The following is an 18,415-nucleotide window of genomic DNA, read 5'->3' as shown; positions in this document are numbered from 1 at the left end:
GCAATGTCTCTCGCATCGCAACAGAACTCGTCCAGCGCGATCAGGGGCCGCAAGGCCTCGTCCCGCCCCATGGAAGGCGGGGCGACCTTCACGCTCGGGCACCGCGTCCAGCGCCTGTTCTGGCAGGCAAGCTGGCTGGTGCTTGCCGCATGGACGCCCTCCTTCCTGTGGCGCTGGCGCGGCGCGGTGCTGCGTGCCTTCGGCGCAAAGGTGCACAGAACGGCCATTGTGCGCGGCAGTGCGCGCATCTGGTGGCCGGGCAATCTGACCATGGGAGCGCATGCATCGCTCGGACCCGGCGCGCTTTGCTATAACGTCGCGCCTGTCACGCTTGCGTCCTTCGCCATCGTTTCGCAAAGGGCGCATCTGTGCACAGCCGGACATAATATCGATCAGCCCGATTTTCCGCTCACCGCTGCCCCCATTCACATCGGAGCCCATGGCTGGGTTGCAGCCGAAGCCTTCATCGGGCCGGGGGTGAATATCGGTGACGGCGCGGTTCTGGGCGCACGCGGGGTCAGTTTCCGCGACATTGAGCCTTGGACGGTCTATGCGGGCAATCCGGCCAAGCCGGTACGGCCACGGCGAAAGCCCTGACCGTCAGCTTGCGGGAACGGAACGGAGCGCCTTGCGGCCCGCAACGGCATCGGGCCTTGGGGATTGAAAATCCTGATAGGCCGCAATCGTCTGAACCGCGATGCGCGGCCAGGTATAATTGTCGCGCACCAGTTTGGCCCCGGCGACGCCCATGCGCGCCGCGCGATCCGGATCTTCCAGAATCCGCTCAAGCGCCGCCGCAACCGCCATCGGATCGAGCGCGCAGACCACACCGGCGCCAGCTTCGGCTACTTCCGGAAAATGGCAGGCATCCGTAATCGCAACCGGCACGCCGCAGGCAAGCGCCTCGGTTATGGCGACGCTGAATCCCTCCTGTCGGCTTGGCAGACAGAAGCAGGCTGACCGTTTCAGTGCGGCGATCTTGGCCGGGCCATAAAGCCCGCCGGTCATGTGCACCCGCTTTTCCAAACCGTATTGACGAATACGCTGGCGAAATTCTTCTTCCGCCCCGCCGTCAGGCCCGGCGACCACCAGATCCACGTCAGGAAACAAGGGGGCGACCCGACGAAAGGCATCGGCAAGAATGTCGAGCCCTTTTTTGTAATGAAGCCGCGACAGAAACAGCACATAGGGCCGGTCCGGCAATCCGGGCACAACGGCACCGCAATCTTCGACCTCGTTAAGGAAAATGCCGTTGGGGATCATCATCGAGGGCGGTTTCAGTCCGAGGGGGCGCATCAGTTCGATTTCGTCTGCATTGAGCGCCTGAATGAAAGCCGCGCCGTCAAGCATCCGGCGAAAACCGAGCTTCAACGCGACTTTCTTTTTCCACGCGCTTTGTTGCATGCTCCACCTGTCGAGCATGCCGCAGCACCGCACGCAGTAAGGCACACCAAAACGACGGCAGAGAATTGATGCCCGCAGCAGATTGGTCTCCCATATGCCATGCAGATGGACAAAATCTGCCGTACCCACCAGCGCTTCCATGGCTTTCGCCGCGGCTCCCCCAAACAGGGTTTCCCGCAGATCGGGCATCGGCAGCAGCAGCGTGCGCACCTTGTCGAAACCGGGGATCGCGGCTGCGGCATCGGCTGCGCGGCTGCCAACCTCATCATCGCAATAGCTTACGATCGTCACCTCATGGCCAAGCGAGGCTTGCGCTGCGGCCAGCCGCACCACGACAGCCTGGGGTCCACCTTTCGCGGGGTCGTAGGAACCGATAACGTGAACGATTTTCATCAAACATCCACCCCGGAATGCTGCGCCAGTGTCGCCACCAGTCGCTCGCCATAGCGTGAAACGGTAAAGTCGCGGGCCCGCTCACGTGCGCTGTCGCTCATCCGGGCAAGTGCCGCTGGAGTTCCGGCGAACTGCCGCAAAATCTCTGCGGTCTCGCTCACATCCCGGATCGGGACAATGTAACCGTCGATACCATGTCGCACGACGCTGCCGGTATTGTCCGTGCAGATGACCGGCAAACCTGCGGCAAGCGCCTCATAAACCGCCGTGGCCGATCCTTCACAAAGCGACGGCAACAAAAACACATCCGCCCATTCGAACTGAGCGCGCATCTCGCTGCGCGGTATCGGTCCTGTCAGCTTGAGCGTTGCGGCGAGTTTTGCGCGCGCCTCCGGCAGGACGCCGATTGGCCCAACCATGCGAAATTCCGCCTTGTCGCCAAGCTCCCTCGCCACCGCGCCGACATAGGGCGAGCCTTTGCGAAGCCCGACCGCGCCAACGGTCAGCACCCGCAGCGGGCCGGGCAGACGCGGACGCGCATCAGGCGAGAAACGAGCATCTACACCATAGGGCACCACGACAACCTTTTCCGGCGTGCAGCCTGCCCCAATCACATGGCGCGCCACGAAATCGGAAGGACAGATCACGGCATCGGCGATTTGCCATTCCGCCCGTTCGCGCGCGGCAAAAACATCGGCAAGGGCATCATTTGCGACCGGGAGCTGCCAGCCTGGATTAAGCACCTCTTCCTCGCAGGCCAGCTGATCGACGATGGTGCGCGGCGCGATCATCTGCTCCACCGCCGTCCACAATCCCTGCCGTTTTGCCGCCGTCAGCAATTCCAGCGCCTCGCCGCTGAAAGCATAGACCCCACTTGCGCCGTGAAAGCCCCTCCGGGCGACCAGCCTGCCGAAGGTTTCACCGGCCCATATGGCATTGGCCGTTGATTTCGGCCGCGCCTGATTGGAAAGCCTGCGCATGGCAGAGTGCAGACCGAACGCAGGAAATGTGGTCATTCGGTCTTGCGGAATGCCCTGCGGCGCACGTCCCACCAGACGGCGCACCGGAGCGGGCAGCATCGATGGCGGCAGGTTGTTCAACAGGCGCGGCCACCCCTGCAACGCGCATATATCCGTGTAGAAATGCGCAAGCTTTTCCCGGCTCGCGAAAATGCGTGGCACTGCGTAATGCATGCGCGCGCCAAGCTGGCTGACAACGACCGGGCCTTCCATCACAGTTCCCTCGGCTGGAACTGCCGGTCGAGAACCGGCATCGCCTGCGGCACTACCTTTTCCTCAAGCCGCGAGATGGCGGATTGCCAGACGGCTGCGCCATATTCCCGCGAATAGGCGGTTTCCATCAGATAGCGGGCATTGTTGCCCATCGACAGACGGTTGACCGGCGAATGCCGCAGATGAAGGATCGCGCCGACCAGCGCGTCGACATTGCCTGGCCGGAGCGCCATGCCGCACTGGAAATCGCGGACAATCGTGCCGATCTCGCCTTCCGTATCGCCTATGAAGATCGTCGGGCGTGCGGCAGCGAGCACGCCATAAAACTTGCTGGGAACGATGCAATGTTCCAGTTCCGGCTTGAGCGAAACCAGATGCACATTGGCAGCGCCAAGGCTTTCGGAAAGTTTTTCCACGGGCTGGAAGGGCTTCATCATCACATTGGTCAGGCCGCGCCGCCTGACCTCGCTTTCGACAAAGCCGCGCTGCTGCCCCTCGCCGATCATCAGGAAGACGATGCTTTTCATATGCTTGAGCCGTTCGGCGGCATCGAGCACCGTCTGGAACTCGTGCGCGCGCCCGAAATTGCCTGAATAACCGATGACGAATTTGCGTCCGAGACCCCATGCGCGGCGGAGCGGATTGTGCGCTGGTTCGACCGGCACGATCTCGTTTCGGTCGGCCCAGTGGTGAACCACGCTCAGGCTTTCCGCCGGAATATCCCGTGTCGAGAGATAATGCGCCATCCGCTCTATCGGACAGATGGTCAGCGCCGACTGGCGCATTGACCAGTTGCGCAGGATCATGGCGAGCTTGCCGGAAACCGTATCGGACCGGATGAGGCCAAGCTCCATCGCCGTTTCGGGAAAAAGATCCATTACCCAGTTGACCAGCCTTGCGCCGCGCAGCCGGACTGGCAGCGCAGCCGAAACCGACAGAAGCGGCGGATCGGTGCAGACGACGCACACATCATCCTTCCTGGCATGGGCCGCGAACCATGCGGCGGCGGACAGATGGAAGGTCGCATAATCCACCGCGCGCCCGACAAGCCTGCCGCGACCGAAACCCGAGGTCCATATGCGGTGCACGTCGACACCGTTTATCGTCTCGCGCGCAGGGAGCGCGTCCTTGCGCCTGTCGTGATAGCTGCGGCTTGCCAGCACCGTTGTTTCGATGCCTTCGCGCACCAGCGTATGGGCAAGGCTCGTCACCATCCGGCTCGTCGCCGACTGGTCCGGATAGTAGTAACGATTGGCAAGCACCACACGCATGATTTCGCTTCCTGTTTTACGATCCCGTTATCCGGAGGATCGCAACAGCACGGCGGAACCCGCAAGAAACACAAAGGCATGGCAGGCACCGACAGCGGGCGAACCGCCTACCCCTTTCGGTGAAACCGGCCATGCAGGACGCGCGGCAAGCCTCATCCGAAGAGGGATGTTCCGGCCTGCGATTGCCGTTTTGGAGCCGTTCTGCCCGCGCCGGAAATCGCTAACATGCTTCCATCGGATTTGATCGGAGGCAGGGTCTTGCAGGAGAAAACAGCTCTCATCGTCGGCGTGACCGGACAGGACGGCGCTTATCTAAGCGAGCTTCTGCTCAAGAAAGGCTATCGCGTGCATGGTCTGAAGCGGCGATCTTCCTCGTTCAACACCGCCCGCATCGATCATCTCTATCAGGACCCGCACGAGGAAGACATTCGCTTCCGCCTGCATTTCGGCGACCTGACGGATGCCACCAATCTGTGTCGCGTCATTCAGGAGGTGCGGCCCGACGAGATTTACAATCTGGGCGCCCAAAGCCATGTGCAGGTGAGTTTCGAGACGCCTGAATATACGGCAAATGCCGATGCGCTCGGCACGCTTCGCCTGCTTGAATCCATGCGCATTCTGGGGCTGGGCAAGACATGCCGCTTCTATCAGGCTTCCACATCGGAGCTTTTCGGCAACAGTTCACCCAAAGCGCAGAACGAACAGACCCCTTTTGCCCCGCGCAGTCCCTATGCGACGGCGAAGCTCTATGCCTATTGGACAACGGTCAATTACCGCGACGCCTATGGTTTCCATGCCTCCAACGGCATCCTGTTCAATCATGAAAGCCCGCTTCGCGGCGAGACCTTCGTTACCCGCAAGATTACCCGTGCCGTCGCGGCCATCGAACGCGGCCTTCAGGACAGGCTCCGGCTCGGCAATCTCGATGCTCGCCGCGACTGGGGCCATGCCCGTGACTATGTCGATGGCATGTGGCGTATCCTGCAGGAAGATGTTCCCGACGACTACGTTCTGGCCACCGGCGAAACCCACACCGTGCGCGAATTTGTCGAACGCGCCTTCAAGGCAGTCGACAGGGAAATCGTGTGGCAAGGCGACGGCGTGGAGGAAATCGGCCGCGACCGTAAATCCGGCAATTGCCTGATCGAGATCGATTCGCGTTATTTCCGCCCGAACGAGGTCGATTTCCTGCTTGGCGATGCGTCCAAGGCAAAAGACCGCCTTGGCTGGCAGCACACGACCGGCTTCGACAGCCTTGTGGCAGAGATGGTCGACTGGGATTTGCGCAACATCATGCGGGAGGTCGGACGCAATGACTTCTACGGCTGAGATCGCCCCTCTCTATGCGCTCGAAGGCAAGAAGGTGTTCGTTGCCGGGCATACCGGCATGGTCGGTTCGGCGATCCTTCGCCGCCTGCAAGACATGGATTGCGACATCATCACTGCCGCGCACAGCACGCTCGACCTGACCCGGCAGGGACCGACTGAAAATTTCATCAGTGGCCGCAAGCCGGATGTCATCATCATCGCTGCCGCCCGCGTCGGCGGCATTCTGGCCAATTCGCAATATCCGGCGGACTTTCTCTACGACAATCTATTGATCGGCATGAACCTCATCCGCGCTGCCCAACAGACGGGCGTGGAGCGCCTGTTGTGGCTCGGCTCAAGCTGCATCTATCCCCGCGACGCGGCGCAGCCGCTCACCGAGGACGCGCTTTTGACCGGCCCCCTGGAGCCAACCAACGAAGCCTATGCCATCGCCAAGATCGCCGGGCTGAAATATGCGCAAGCCTGCGCCCGGCAATATGGCAACCGCTTCATGACCGCGATGCCGACCAATCTCTACGGCCCCAACGACAATTTCGATCCCGAAAGCTCGCATGTGCTGCCCGCGCTGATCCGGCGGATTCATGAAGCCAAGCTGCGGGGCCTCGATCATGTCACGCTCTGGGGCACCGGCAAGCCCTTGCGAGAATTTTTGCATGTGGACGACCTTGCCGATGCCTGCCTGCACATGCTGCGCTTCTATGACGGCATTGAGCCGATGAATATCGGGACCGGCGACGAGATTTCCATCAGGGATCTGGCGCTGACGGTTGCCCGCGTCGTCGGCTACGAAGGCCGCTTTGAGCATGATCTCGGCAAGCCAGACGGCACGCCGCGCAAGCTTCTCGACACGTCGAAGATGCGGGCGCTTGGCTGGAAGCCGCGCATCCGTCTGGAGGACGGCCTGCGCGACGTCTATCGCGATTGGTTGCAGGAATCCGCCGATCCCGTCGCGGCTTGAGAAGCTCGCTTTATGAAGGCGAGCCGCCTACCCTGCTCATGTCGAGCTCGACGCGCAGGATGTCGCCCGGCTTGATCTCCGTGCGCTCATTGGCAACGATATCCTGGAAGCTGCCATCGACGATACGGCTGATCGAAAAGATCAGCTTCTGGCGTAGCGTGGATGAGGCGATATTCCCCGACGACTTGGCGATTTCGGCCATGGTCTGAAGCTGCGCATTGCTGCGACGCTCCATCCGGGCAATGTTGAGATCGATATCCTGCAATGCGGTGGCAGCCTCGCTCCTGCGGATTTCGTCCAGATTGGCGATGCGCTGCTGCATGGCGAGCTGGTTCTGCCTCGCCCGCGCCAGAAACGATGCAAGCTCCAGCGCGGCCCGCCGGGTGGCCGACAGATCACGCTCCATGTCGCGCAGGTTGGACTTGGCGGCAAGGCCGCGATCCACCAGCGACTTGCTGGAATCCACGTTCTCCTGCAACAGCCCGATTTCCGTATCGTGCAGCTTGATGCTCTGCTGCAAGGTCTCGATCTCGTCGCCATAGCTTGCCGCCTGCGCTTCCAGCGCCTTTCGTTCGGCGGCGAGATTGTTGCGGCGGACATTGAAGACGGTCTTTTCACCGTCCAGCATCTGCTGTGTCAGCGCCACCGTTTCCTTGTTCGCGGCAGATTGTTCCGGCAGGCCATAGGTAAATTCCGTGCCGTTCAGCTCCGCCTCGAAACGCGCCCGCCGTATCGTCATGGCCGTGATCTGCATCTGCAAATCCGCATATTCCTGCTGCACGGTGATAAGCTGCATCCCGGCGGTCAGGGCTGGCGTTTCGGCTTTTCCGGCCCCGCCGCCCAGCGCCATCAGTTCGAGCGCCACCATGCCGGGCCTGAACTGGTATTTTCCCGGCACCTTCACGTCGCCGACGACAAATACCGGCGCATATTGGTTGATCGTCGCCGTGACGGTCAGGCCGGGAATGTGCTGGGACAGCGATCCGGCGATCTTTTCGCCGACCTCGTTTATGGTCAGCCCGTTTACCGGAATATTGCCCACGATCGGATAACCGATATTCCCGTCCACATCGACCGGGTACAGCCCCGTGAGGGACGGCTGGCCATATACGGTCACCTGCAGCACGTCGTTGGCCCCGACCCGGTAGGCCTGCCCCTCGCCAAGCGCGGCAAAACTTCCGCCTGCAAGAATGAGCCCGGCGAGCATCGTGGCCCGCAGATGGGCGGCGATGCGATTTTTCATGATCCTGTGTGCCATTGGCTTGCCCTCACGCCTGTTCCTGAACACTGCCTGCGGCGGGCTTGCGCCGCCGCGAGAAAATGCCGCCTATGATCTGCCCGGCCCTGCGCAGGCCCAGTCCCGACAGCGCCATGGGAAGCGCAATCCAGCTTCGATAGGAAGCGGCATTCTGGTTCACGACCGCGAGCGCCGGCTTGCGCCCGAGGGACGACATCGTCTGTATCAGCGCATGGGTTGCAAGCTGGTCCTGACGGTCGGACTGGACCACGAGCAGCGCCGTATCGGTTGCCCGCGACAGGAGCACCGAGCGCTTGTCCTCCATCACTGCCGGAAGATCGACCAGAATGATCTTGTGATCGGCGCGCAGTTGGGCGATCAGCTCGGCCAGCCAGTCCCCCTCGCGCATCGCGCCATTCGGCTTGATGATATCGATGCCCGAGCCATGGTCATGCACGAGCGTCCCGCCGGTGAGCTGCCGTCCGGAGGGCACACCGCCAAATTCATTGTGCGGAAGCCCGAAGGCCTCCGCCAGTCCCGGCCGCCTGCTGGTCGCATCGATGACCGCGACCGTCAGTCCGGTCGCGGCTATCTGCTGTGCAAGCGCGGTGATCAGCAATGTCTTTCCCTCGCCATTGGACAGGGAAACGACCGAGAGCGCCAGCGAATCCCGACCGCGGGTCAAGGCCCGCAGCCGATCATGCACGGACTTGATCGCGCGACCGAACGGGCTGGCCGGATCGAGGCCGCGATTGACGAGAAGCGGCACGGTCATCTGCGGCGAAACCGGCAACAGCGTCGCTGCCGGAATGCCCGGCAGCACCAGCGACGCCGTCTGCGCTGGCCTGATCTTGTCGAATGTTTCCTTGAGCACGGTGCCCGCAAATGCAACCAGTCCGCCAAGCCCCAGCCCCAGCAACAGCCAGTTGGGCAAGTTCGGGCTGGCCTTGGCCATTGCCGGTTCCGCCGGAGAAATCATCTGCGCTTCGGGCGCAGCCATGCCGTCCTGCTCAATGAGCTGCTTGTAACGCGTCAGATAGCTTTCATAGACGGTACGGCTGGCATTGGCTTCACGGTCAAGCTGCACCGCTTTCACCTGCGCCTGATTGGCTTCGGCAAGATCGGCCTCAGCTTTTCTCAACGCCTCTTCCAGTCCGCTGCGCCTTTGGCGCGCTATCCGGATTTCGTTGCCGAGGCTCTTGATGATTTCGTCCACCTGGCTGGATATCTGCTGTTTCAACGCTTCCTGTTCGGCCTTCAGCACGGGAATTTCAGCGCTCTTCAGCGCCCCGTTCGCCTGTAATTCGCCAAGCTGGCGCTCGACGCGCGCCTGTTCGCTGCGCAGCGTCTGGATGGCAGGCGAGGCCAGAACCTCGGCCAGTGCAGGCGCTTCATCGTTGTTCTTCAATTCTTCCGCGGTGCGCAATCGCGCCTCGGCAAGCGAAACCGCGCCGGTCGCGGCGACGATCTCGCTGTTCAGCGCCGCCACGCGCTGGGCCTGAAAGCTGATCTGTCCCTGATCGCCTGCAAGCCGTGACTTCTGGCGGAATTCCTCCGCCGCACGTTCCGCATTTTCAAGGTCGCTGCGCAGGTTGCCGAGCTTGTCGCCAAGCCACTCGCTGATGCGGCGCGTCGCCGATTGCTGCACGTCGATCTGATGGTCGAGATAGGCTGTGGCAAAAGCATTGGCGACCTGCGCGGCATACACCCGGTCGGAAGCGCGATAGGATATGAAGATCGTATAGGACCGCCCGTCATTGGTGACGCGCAGCCGCGAAAGAAGCAGGTCTATCTGCTGGCGCTCACGCAGGGCGGGATCCACGTCGCGCGCGCCTTTGGCCTGCGAGCCCGTGCCCGAAGCGGGCGACAGCACCGTGCGCGAACGGAATTCGGTCGGCACGGTGATGTTTTCCGCTTGCAGTATGCCGATGACCTTGCGCGCCATCATGCGGGAATTGATGATATCGAGTTCGGAACGCAGAACGGGACTGTCCTGCGGCAGCGGCGTGATCGCGCTTTCATTGGGAAGCGCCTGCAAACGCCGCATATCCAGCACCAGCACGGACTCCGACACATAACTGACCGGCGCTGTGAGATAGCCTGCAAAACCGACGCCGATGCCCGCGATCACCGGCACGATCAGCATCATTTTTCTGCGTTTTATAATGTCGAGCAGGTCAGCCACCGGCTGCCGCCCGTTTCCTGCCGAAACGTCGGAGATAATCACCCAAATTCTCCTTCACGGAACAATTCAATCCGCTGAATGTCCCCCGGCTTCCTCTGACCGGCCGCCGGGCCCCCGCCCTATTGCAAGTCGGAAAAGGACGTTTCGGACGGAAACAGCTCGTTGATGATGCAAGCCACCTCGGTGCGGTTGGACGCCTTCAGCTTCTTCATGATATTGCGGATATGAACCTTCACGGTGCTTTCCCGCAGCTTCAGCTCATAGGCGATGATCTTGTTCGCCTTGCCCCGGCGCAGCGCATTGACCACTTCGGCCTGACGCTGGGTGAACATTCCGCCGAGCGGTTGCAGCCGCTGCGAGTTGGGATCGGTGGCGTGCCGCAGGGCGAGCACGCTGCTGGCCGGAACAAAGGTTCCCCCCGCCATCGCAAGCCGCAACGCCTCGACGCACACATTCACATTGACCGATGTCGGGATATAGCCTTTCACGCCATGGTCGAGCGCCTTGAGGACCTGCGAAATTTCTTCCTTGTCGGCCAGAAGAATGACAGGCGCCGGGGCGCAGTCCGTGACAATGCGATGGAGGTAGTTGCCGACCGCCGGATCGGAAACCTTCTGTCCGCCGATGTTGAAAAGCACCGCGCCCGCCGTACGGCCACGGCGCTGATGCTGCCACTGCTCGAACGAGCTGAACGTGGCGATCGACATTTCGATGCTGTGGTTCGTCAATCCGTGCGCAAGGCATTCGCGATCCAACGCACGGTTGTCTATGATAACCAGCAGCGGCAGCACGCTGTCGCTTGGCAGCTCAGGCTTGAAGGAAGCATCTTTCGTTACTCCCAAGCCGTTATTCTTTAATTCATTCACCCCATTACTGAATCTTGGAGAAATATTCATCTTATCGCCCTCTACCCTGCTTTATACAATACACTCCGTAATTTGCGCGCCGTCTTGGTTGGCACACATCCAACGTACTATTCCTAGTACTTATGAGATATATTTGAGTCCCCAGGAAATTCTTATTTATTGTTATCGGACCACCGAGATACTGCCTTGCATTTTCTTCAGTGTCATTAACCTAGATTAAGGACTTCAGGAAAATATGGTTTAGAAGAAGCGCGGATATCTAACCAATTAGTGGTAGAAATTACTACCTTGCCAAAACAGGCTCCCTCGATAAAACTCTGGCGATACCCTGCTTGCGGGCGAGAGCGGGGAAATGAATGCGGGGATACCAGACTTAAAATTTATATTTCTTTTGCTGGGCGAAACGGCAGGTAGGCTCTATGGTGATAAATGCCGACGAAGCAAAATCGCTGCGCCATTTTCTGGAAAGCGCCCCCATAGGCGCGGTTTTTCAAGAAAGCGATCTCAGCGTGCTTGGCGCCCTGCCCATGGCTTCAAAAACCTATCCCGCCCACACCGTGGTAAGCAGCCAGGGGGACTGGGCCAATTCGGTCCATATCATAAAAAGCGGCTGGGGCTGCATCTATCGCGATCTGCCCGATGGCGACCGCCAGATACTCGACTTTCCCATGAAAGGCGATTTCCTCGGCTTCCGCACCGGGCTCGGCTTCAACTATTACACGCTTATTTCGGTGACGGAACTTTCGGTCGTTGAAATCTCGCTCGACCATCTCACCGAAAGCCTGCTCAAATCGCCCCGCCTGGCCATGACATTCATGGAACTGATGGCCCGGCAGCGCGCCATTCTGATAGAACATCTGATCAGCATCGGCCGCCGCAGCGCACTTGTGCGCATCGCGCATCTTCTGCTGGAGCTCGGCCACCGGGCCCGCATCAACGGCACGGGCGACGAGAACAGCTTCTTTTGCCCGCTGACACAAAGCGAGCTTGCCGATGCGCTCGGGCTGACGCCGATCCATATAAACCGTATGCTGCGCGAGCTTCGCGAAGACGAACTTCTGGTGTTTCGCAACAATGAGGTGGAGTTTCTCAACCGCTCCGCCCTTGTCCACATTTCGAGTTTCGACGAACACTATCTGACCATGGAAATTTTTCCCCGCATCCGGATCAGCCGGTAAGTGCAGTTTTCCGGTTCTTCAACAGTTCGTCATTTGCGGCGGGCTGGAATAGTTGCTCTCGTCGTCCTAGATTCCGGGCACCTATCAAGGGAGCCACATCATGACCTATAGCAAGAACCCCGAAGCAATTGCCAGGCTCACGCCTGAGCAATATCGCGTCACGCAGGAAAACGGCACCGAGCGCCCAGGGACGGGCGAATACCTCTACAACAAGGAGCCGGGGATTTACGTCGATATCGTTTCCGGCGAACCGCTTTTCGCCTCCGCCGACAAATATGAATCCCATTGCGGCTGGCCCAGCTTCACAAAGCCCATCGAACCCGCCAATGTCACGGAACTGACCGATGTTTCACATGGCATGGTGCGAACGGAAGTGCGCTCGGCCCATGGGGACAGCCATCTGGGTCATGTCTTTCCTGACGGCCCGGTAGATCGCGGTGGCCTTCGCTACTGCATCAACTCCGCTTCGCTTCGGTTCATTCCGAAGGACCGGATGGAAGCGGAGGGCTATGGTCAGTATCTCGATCAGGTCGAAGATATCGGCTGAACGCAAGACCGGTCAAAGGCACGGCGTGAAGTATCTGAAATAAAATGGGTGCGATATAAAATTAATCCGGGTCCAGATTAATTGATCCACAGCCATTCCCCGGGCCTGCAAAGTAAGACTTCTTTCTGTCGCAATGATCATTAATCTGGTCTGGCGCACCGCTTCGGCGGAATCAGGCAAATGCGCAGCCTCGGTATGATTATGCTATCACCACACATACCGAGGCTTCTTGGGGCTTTCCGGCTTTTGACCGGCTCTGCGCCTTCTCCCTTACGAATTGCATTCACCGAAGAATTATTTATCGGCTCGCGGCGATGGTTGCATCGACGGCATCAATTCCATTGCAAATAGCGGACAATTATAATCAATATACTACCCGGCTTTTATTGAGACGAGAGATTTCGATCACGCAACATCTTGGGAGGCGGCTTGGATAGCACGGTTGGGGCGTACCGGATCTATTCCGAAAGGGAGTGCGCGGAAGCACCGGCGCTCGACTGGCCCTATCTCTGTGCTTTGCATCTGCTCCGGAAACCTGTCGGGAACGCCATCTCGGAATTTCTTGCCGTCGTCGGCAATGCATCAAGGGCGGACAGGGCGTGGATGATCGAATATGCGCCCGATCTCCTGCGGTTTCGCAATACGCATGAATGGTGCAAGGGCGGCACAACGCCCTATATTTCCGAGCTTCAGGAAGTTCCCACCACGCTGATTGCATGGCTGCACCGCTATCTGACCAATGGACAGGCCGTTGCGGTGCATGACGTCCGCGGGCTGCCGCGCACGGCCCGCGCCTTGCAGGCGGAGTTTTTGCGGCAGGGAAACCAGAGCATTCTCAGCATTCCCCTCTTTCATCGCGATCGGCTGCGCGGGATCATCGGCTTCGACACGACCGTTGAAGCCAGACGCTGGTCGCGCGCCGAAATCAGGGCCATGTTCCAGTGCGCAAGCCTGATCGCACAGGCCAGATATGCGACAACCGAAGACGAGCCTGCCCCGCAAGAGGAACCCGACCCGACCTCGGTGATCTATGTCAGCAAACGCGGCATCATGCGCGGGGTTTCACCGGAGGAGATAATCGGGGTCCGTTCGGCGGGCAATTACAGCGAGATATGGCTTGGCGACGGTTCCACCGTTCTCGATTCCCGGCCGCTTGGCATATGGGTCGGCATTCTTCCGGTCAGCATCTTCTTGCGCATCCACCGCACGACATTCATAAACGTCGTCCATGTTTCGGACATAGACAGAAGCACGACCGACAAATGGCTGGTCAGGATGCGCGGCATCGATCAATCGTGGCCCGTTTCGCGATCCTATCGAAAAGCCCTGCGCGAGCGTTTGGGCTTCTAGCCTTTATTTTGCCACAAAATAATCCGTCCTTCGCCACAAAATTCGGTGCGAATAACGCGGGCTTTCCTTCCAAAAACGTCGTTTCGATGCTGAATCGGTGCAAATTCCGGTTTTGCCTCAATTTGAAAACGGCGTTTACGACAGGTCCAGATGCGCCTTCAGAGGCATGTCGTCATGGACCGGCACAGTCTGCCTTTCGATCATGCGATGGACCAGCGGCGGCTTGTCTCCCTTGTGCAAGGCGAGCAGCCTTTCCGACACTTCCGCATCGGCGTGGGTGCGGCGCTGGTTATGGCGAACATATTCGACCCAGGTCGGCACGTGATAGCTTTCCGTCCAGGTTTCCGGGTTTTCCAGATCGCGCAGCAGCACCCATTGCCGGGCGCCGTCGCGGATGCGCATCCGCCGCCGCAAGGCCATGGCGGAAAGGAACGCAGGAACATCTTCCTGCGCGATCTTGTAATCGACCATGATCATGATCGGGCCGCTGCGCGAACGAAGATCAAGCCGAAGCTGCGGCTCGCTGAAACGGTTGAGCGGATCGAGGTTGAGGGATTCGAACTCGGGCTGCGGAAGCAGGAGTCCGATCAGCGCGCCGAAAACGAGCACGGCAGCGGCAGCCAGAAGCGCGCCCGGCACGCTATATTCGTCCGCCACGGCACCCCAGAGCCAGCTTCCCGCTGCCATGCCGCCGAAGGTCGCGGTCTGGTAAAGCGCCAGCGCACGGCCCACCACCCAGCGCGGCGTGGAAAGCTGCACAGTGACATTGAACAGCGACAGTGCCAGAACCCATGAAACACCGGCAGGCAGCAGGAAAATGCAGCTCAACCACATGTTCCGGCTGATCGACAGCAGGCCGCAACTCACCGCGAAAGCGATGAATGCGCCGCGCACCAGCCATTCATTGCCGAGAAGCTCGCGCAGCCGGGCGCTGAGCAGCGCGCCGCCAATGGCGCCAAGCCCGAAGAAACCGAGCATGATGCCGTAGGTCAACGCCGTTCCATGAATAAGATCACGCGCGACGAGCGGCAGGAGCGCCAGAATGACGATCGCGGACAAGCCGAACAGGAAGCCCCGAAACATCACTTTCAGGAGGTTCGGAGACATGGCGACATAGCGCAGCCCCGCCATCATCGCGGGTCCCAGCGTTTCACGCGGCAGGGTCGGCTTGACCGTTTCGGGCTTCCACCGCCACAGTGCCAGAATAAGCGCGCAATAGCTGAACGCATTGAAAATGAAGGCAAAAGCCGCACCCGCCGCCGCAACGATGATACCGCCGATGGCAGGACCGATGCTGCGCATGAGATTGAAGCTCATGCTGTTGAGCGCCACCGCAGCAGGCAAATCGGTGCGGGGCACGATATCGCCCATCGACGCCTGCCATGAAGGATTGTGCAAGGCCCCGCCGCACCCGATCAGGAACGTAAAGCCGAGCAGCATCCACGGCGTCAGGATGCCGAGATAGGCAAAAGCCGCCAGCGCGACGGAGATGAACAGGAGCAGGACCTGCGCGGTCAGCATGATGCGGCGGCGGTCGAAATTATCGGCCAGGGCACCGGCTGCGACCGAAAAAAACATCACGGGCAAGGTTGTCGAAGCCTGCACCAAAGCAACCATGTCGTCCGAATGGGCGATGGTTGCCATCATCCAGCCAGCGCCGACCGTCTGCACCAAACCGCCAAGGTTGGAAACCAGCGTAGCTGACCACAGCGCCCGGAATGTTTTGTATTGGAAGGGCGCGAGGGGGGAAATTCTCTGCGGCACCGGACGACCTCCCGTTCCATCTGCCTCACATAGCCGATACGTGAATCTCTCCCACGGGACAAGGGGTCAAAACCAAAACCGGCTGAGAACCTCTTCCCCTGTCAAGGCATCCACTTTCGGCTCATCTCCCGATTGACTCCATCCTCTGATTAGGTAGACTGGTCTACCTAATCATCTGGACAGTGTTTTATGAGCGATTCCGCAACGACAAGTTCACGACCGGCACGCGAGCGGCTTCTGCAAGCGGCGGCGGAACTGTTTTACGACGAAGGCATTTCGGCCACCGGGATCGATGCGATCATCCAGCGCGCAGGCGTGGCGAAGCAGAGCCTCTACAACAACTTTGCCTCCAAGGCGGAGCTGGTGGCCACCTATCTGGAGCACCGCCACGCCGAATGGCTTGGCCTCTATGAAAAGCGGCTCGAACAGGCAGCAAGCCCGATGGACGGAATACTGGCCATCTTCGACGCTTATCGCGATCACGCGGAATTCGCTTATGAACACGGGTTTCGCGGCTGCGGCCTGCTGAATGCGGCAGCAGAACTGCCCGCTGGCGACCCCGGACGGGAAGCGGTCAGAAAACACAAGGAACAGGTGGAGCACCTGCTTGTGGAGCATCTGAACGGCCTGATCCCCGATAATCCGGAACGGGTCAGCCAGTTGGCCGTGCAGCTTTCCTTCATACTGGAAGGAGCAATCATGCGCGCAGGGCTTGAGGGAAACAGCGCCCGCCTCGGGGAAGCCCGGGCGATGGTGGCTACAGTTTTGCAGCTGGGGTAAAATGCAATCATCAAGGGACTATTTTCTGGGCGTGGCCGCTATCCTCGTCGCGTCCACCATCTGGGGCACGACCGGAACGGCAGCGACCTTCGCGCCGGAAGTCAGCGCGGTGGCAATCGGCGCCGCCGCCATGGGGCTTGGCGGGCTGGCGCAGGCGGCAATCGCCTGGCGCGGCATCGCGAGGTCGCGAAAGGCGCTCGCCCATCAATGGCGCGGGCTGTTGCTGGGCGCAATCTGCGTCGCCCTTTATCCGCTCGCCTTTTATGCGTCGATGCGGCTTGCAGGCGTGACCATCGGCACGGTCATTTCGCTCGGGTCGGCCCCGCTTCTTTCGGCGGCAGTCGAATACAGGCAAAGCGGCTTTCGTCCGTCGCTGCGCTGGCTGGCTGGTGCAATCATCGGCATTATCGGCATGATGATGCTCAGCCTGTCGGAGGACGGCGGCACCCATGCCGCCGGAAGCGCCACCCTGACCGGCTCGCTGCTTGGCCTTGTGGCGGGCCTTACCTATGCCGTCTATTCCTCATGCGCGCGCCAGATGATGCAGGGCGGCATGGCCTCGACCACCGCCATGGGTGCCATATTCGGCGTTGGCGGACTGTTGCTCATGCCGGTTCTGATCGCGACCGGCGGACCGTTTCTCGCCTCGTGGAACAATGCTGCGGTGGGGCTCTATATGGCCTTCGTGACAATGTTTCTCGGCTATGTCTGCTTCGGCTATGGTTTGAGCCGGGTCGAAACGAGCGTCGCCACCACGCTGACGCTGTTCGAGCCGGTGGTGGCCGCGTTTTTCGCGGCAGTGATCGTGGGTGAAAGGCTCTCCGCCACCGGCTGGCTCGGCGTGGTTCTGGTTGTGGCTTGCCTTGTCTGCATCACCATACCGACACGCAGCCAGAAAACCCGGCTGGAAGTGCCCGAACCATCAACCTGATGCGCTCGCGCCTTTTCGGGATGCGCTTTGTTTCTGCGCGCATCTCATCCGAAAACCGTTTCACACTTTTCGGGATGCGCTTTTCAGCCAATCCTTCACCGCCTCCACGGATTGCGGATGGCGCGGCTTTCGCAGCGAAACCGCATAGAAATCCGCGCCGACCCGCAATTCGGTGGCCAGCGCCTGAACAAGACTGCCCGCCGCAATATCCTTTTCCACGAAAAAGCGGCTTGCCAGCGCCAGCCCGTGCCCGGCAATTGCCGCATCGATGGCAAGCGAAGTCTGGTTGAAGCGGGTGTTCTTCGGCGAAGCCGACACGCCGCCCGGAAAAGCCTTTTCCAGATATCGCGGCCAGAAATTATGCGCATCGTGCAGCAGCGGATAGCGCTGCAGATTTTCCGGCAGGCCCGGATCGCCCAGCCTTGCGACCAGCACCGGGCTTGCGACGGCGACAATCACATGCTGGAAAAGCAGCTCCGCATTCAGCCCCGGACCGAATGGCGGCTCGCCATAACGCACCGCGAGATCGACGGCATCGGTCTGGAAATTGGCAACCTTGTCGCTGGCGACGATGCGCAATTCTATATCGGGATGCGCTCGCGTAAACTCGGCCAGCCGCGGGATCAGCCATTTCGAGGCGAAGGTCGGCGTCACGCTGACAGTCAGATGCTGCGGCTCGGGGCGCAGCATTTCGGTCGCCTCCGAAAGCAGGTCGAACGCCCGCCGCACACTGGCGATATAGGCGCGGGCCGGTTCGGTCATGACCAGCGTGCGCGGCTGGCGCTCAAAGAGTTTCAGCCCAAGCTCCGCCTCAAGGCCGCGTATCTGCTGGGCCACCGCCGCCTGCGTCACGCCAAGTTCCTCCGCCGCCAGACGGAAGTTCAGATGCCGGGTGACGACTTCAAACACGCGCAGGCCATTGAGCGAGGGAAGTCTTTTCATGATTGAAGCCCGATAGATTTTCTATTGCCTGATGTTACGCATTATCGT

The 18,415-nt window shown here is 60.3% G+C and carries 16 protein-coding genes; 8 read left to right on the top strand and 8 right to left on the bottom strand.

Features of this window, described 5'->3' with window-relative positions:
• Window positions 1-3 precede the first annotated feature (3 nt).
• Window positions 4-597, top strand: coding sequence for an LbetaH domain-containing protein (locus tag F9K78_RS13820; RefSeq protein WP_121985173.1), 594 nt, complete (start codon window positions 4-6; stop codon window positions 595-597).
• Between the two features lie 3 nt (window positions 598-600).
• Here F9K78_RS13820 and F9K78_RS13815 read toward each other — a convergent pair whose 3' ends face one another.
• From F9K78_RS13815 to F9K78_RS13805, 3 genes are read right to left on the bottom strand one after another with little or no spacing between them, the layout of a single operon-like run.
• Window positions 601-1,797 carry a glycosyltransferase gene (locus F9K78_RS13815; RefSeq protein WP_121985174.1) on the bottom strand — a complete coding sequence of 399 codons (1,197 nt, stop codon included), beginning with the start codon at window positions 1,795-1,797 and terminating at the stop codon, window positions 601-603.
• Window positions 1,797-3,029 (bottom strand): glycosyltransferase family 4 protein, encoded by a 1,233-nt coding sequence (locus F9K78_RS13810; protein WP_151682240.1) that lies wholly within the window; start codon window positions 3,027-3,029, stop codon window positions 1,797-1,799. The genes F9K78_RS13815 and F9K78_RS13810 overlap by 1 nt, the downstream gene beginning before the upstream one ends.
• Window positions 3,029-4,300 (bottom strand): glycosyltransferase family 4 protein, encoded by a 1,272-nt coding sequence (locus tag F9K78_RS13805; protein WP_121985176.1) that lies wholly within the window; start codon window positions 4,298-4,300, stop codon window positions 3,029-3,031. Before F9K78_RS13805 ends, F9K78_RS13810 begins: the two co-directional genes overlap by 1 nt.
• Before the next feature lie 258 nt (window positions 4,301-4,558).
• On the opposite strand from F9K78_RS13805, the gene gmd reads away from it, so the two are divergent.
• A complete protein-coding gene (gene gmd / locus F9K78_RS13795) occupies window positions 4,559-5,629 on the top strand; it encodes a GDP-mannose 4,6-dehydratase (protein WP_121985248.1) in 1,071 nt (356 codons plus the stop codon).
• On the top strand, window positions 5,613-6,587 hold the full coding sequence (locus tag F9K78_RS13790) for a GDP-L-fucose synthase family protein (protein ID WP_121985178.1): 975 nt from the start codon (window positions 5,613-5,615) through the stop codon (window positions 6,585-6,587). Before gmd ends, F9K78_RS13790 begins: the two co-directional genes overlap by 17 nt.
• 10 nt (window positions 6,588-6,597) lie before the next feature.
• Here F9K78_RS13790 and F9K78_RS13785 read toward each other — a convergent pair whose 3' ends face one another.
• From F9K78_RS13785 to F9K78_RS13775, 3 genes are all read right to left on the bottom strand, one after another.
• Entirely contained in the window at window positions 6,598-7,845 is a 1,248-nt protein-coding gene (locus F9K78_RS13785; RefSeq protein WP_121985179.1) for a polysaccharide biosynthesis/export family protein, read from the bottom strand.
• Between the two features lie 10 nt (window positions 7,846-7,855).
• The gene (locus F9K78_RS13780; protein ID WP_121985180.1) at window positions 7,856-10,051 is read right to left on the bottom strand and encodes a GumC family protein; all 2,196 of its coding nucleotides are present in this window, start codon (window positions 10,049-10,051) and stop codon (window positions 7,856-7,858) included.
• A 77-nt stretch (window positions 10,052-10,128) separates the two neighbouring features.
• Window positions 10,129-10,905, bottom strand: a complete 777-nt coding sequence (locus F9K78_RS13775; RefSeq protein WP_121983688.1) for a response regulator transcription factor — start codon at window positions 10,903-10,905, stop codon at window positions 10,129-10,131.
• A gap of 389 nt (window positions 10,906-11,294) precedes the next feature.
• Between F9K78_RS13775 and F9K78_RS13770 the strand changes: the two genes are divergently transcribed.
• From F9K78_RS13770 to F9K78_RS13760, 3 genes are all read left to right on the top strand, one after another.
• On the top strand, window positions 11,295-12,053 hold the full coding sequence (locus F9K78_RS13770) for a Crp/Fnr family transcriptional regulator (RefSeq protein ID WP_121985181.1): 759 nt from the start codon (window positions 11,295-11,297) through the stop codon (window positions 12,051-12,053).
• 100 nt (window positions 12,054-12,153) lie between these two features.
• Window positions 12,154-12,600: a peptide-methionine (R)-S-oxide reductase MsrB gene (msrB, locus tag F9K78_RS13765; protein ID WP_121983686.1), complete on the top strand. Its 447-nt coding sequence runs from the start codon at window positions 12,154-12,156 to the stop codon at window positions 12,598-12,600.
• A gap of 429 nt (window positions 12,601-13,029) precedes the next feature.
• On the top strand, window positions 13,030-13,950 hold the full coding sequence (locus F9K78_RS13760; RefSeq protein ID WP_121985182.1) for a LytTR family transcriptional regulator DNA-binding domain-containing protein: 921 nt from the start codon (window positions 13,030-13,032) through the stop codon (window positions 13,948-13,950).
• A 135-nt stretch (window positions 13,951-14,085) separates the two neighbouring features.
• On the opposite strand, the gene F9K78_RS13755 is transcribed toward F9K78_RS13760, so the two are convergent.
• Entirely contained in the window at window positions 14,086-15,714 is a 1,629-nt protein-coding gene (locus F9K78_RS13755; RefSeq protein WP_121985183.1) for an MFS transporter, read from the bottom strand.
• 189 nt (window positions 15,715-15,903) lie between these two features.
• Between F9K78_RS13755 and F9K78_RS13750 the strand changes: the two genes are divergently transcribed.
• Window positions 15,904-16,494: a TetR/AcrR family transcriptional regulator gene (locus tag F9K78_RS13750; RefSeq protein ID WP_121985184.1), complete on the top strand. Its 591-nt coding sequence runs from the start codon at window positions 15,904-15,906 to the stop codon at window positions 16,492-16,494.
• 1 nt (window position 16,495) lies between these two features.
• Window positions 16,496-17,425, top strand: coding sequence for a DMT family transporter (locus F9K78_RS13745; protein ID WP_121985185.1), 930 nt, complete (start codon window positions 16,496-16,498; stop codon window positions 17,423-17,425).
• Between the two features lie 60 nt (window positions 17,426-17,485).
• Here the strand turns inward: F9K78_RS13745 and F9K78_RS13735 are convergent, their stop codons facing one another.
• Complete coding sequence (locus F9K78_RS13735; RefSeq protein WP_151682239.1) at window positions 17,486-18,367, bottom strand: LysR substrate-binding domain-containing protein; 882 nt, start codon at window positions 18,365-18,367, stop codon at window positions 17,486-17,488.
• Between the last annotated feature and the right edge of the window lie 48 nt (window positions 18,368-18,415).

This window comes from Brucella pseudintermedia, from assembly GCF_008932435.1.
In the GTDB taxonomy this organism is placed as follows: Bacteria; Pseudomonadota; Alphaproteobacteria; order Rhizobiales; family Rhizobiaceae; genus Brucella; species Brucella pseudintermedia.
The sequence above is the reverse complement of the archived record's forward strand: the minus strand, read 5'-3'. Positions and strand labels throughout refer to the sequence as shown.

What these genes read in the sequence shown, in the direction of transcription:
- F9K78_RS13820 (WP_121985173.1), top strand. Translation starts at nt 4, where the DNA reads ATGTCTCTCGCATCGCAACAGAACTCGTCCAGCGCGATCAGGGGCCGC.
- F9K78_RS13735 (WP_151682239.1), bottom strand. Translation starts at nt 18,367, where the DNA reads ATGAAAAGACTTCCCTCGCTCAATGGCCTGCGCGTGTTTGAAGTCGTC.
- F9K78_RS13790 (WP_121985178.1), top strand. Translation starts at nt 5,613, where the DNA reads ATGACTTCTACGGCTGAGATCGCCCCTCTCTATGCGCTCGAAGGCAAG.
- F9K78_RS13745 (WP_121985185.1), top strand. Translation starts at nt 16,496, where the DNA reads ATGCAATCATCAAGGGACTATTTTCTGGGCGTGGCCGCTATCCTCGTC.
- F9K78_RS13810 (WP_151682240.1), bottom strand. Translation starts at nt 3,029, where the DNA reads ATGGAAGGCCCGGTCGTTGTCAGCCAGCTTGGCGCGCGCATGCATTAC.
- F9K78_RS13805 (WP_121985176.1), bottom strand. Translation starts at nt 4,300, where the DNA reads ATGCGTGTGGTGCTTGCCAATCGTTACTACTATCCGGACCAGTCGGCG.
- F9K78_RS13770 (WP_121985181.1), top strand. Translation starts at nt 11,295, where the DNA reads ATGGTGATAAATGCCGACGAAGCAAAATCGCTGCGCCATTTTCTGGAA.
- F9K78_RS13775 (WP_121983688.1), bottom strand. Translation starts at nt 10,905, where the DNA reads ATGAATATTTCTCCAAGATTCAGTAATGGGGTGAATGAATTAAAGAAT.
- F9K78_RS13785 (WP_121985179.1), bottom strand. Translation starts at nt 7,845, where the DNA reads ATGGCACACAGGATCATGAAAAATCGCATCGCCGCCCATCTGCGGGCC.
- F9K78_RS13815 (WP_121985174.1), bottom strand. Translation starts at nt 1,797, where the DNA reads ATGAAAATCGTTCACGTTATCGGTTCCTACGACCCCGCGAAAGGTGGA.
- msrB (WP_121983686.1), top strand. Translation starts at nt 12,154, where the DNA reads ATGACCTATAGCAAGAACCCCGAAGCAATTGCCAGGCTCACGCCTGAG.
- F9K78_RS13750 (WP_121985184.1), top strand. Translation starts at nt 15,904, where the DNA reads ATGAGCGATTCCGCAACGACAAGTTCACGACCGGCACGCGAGCGGCTT.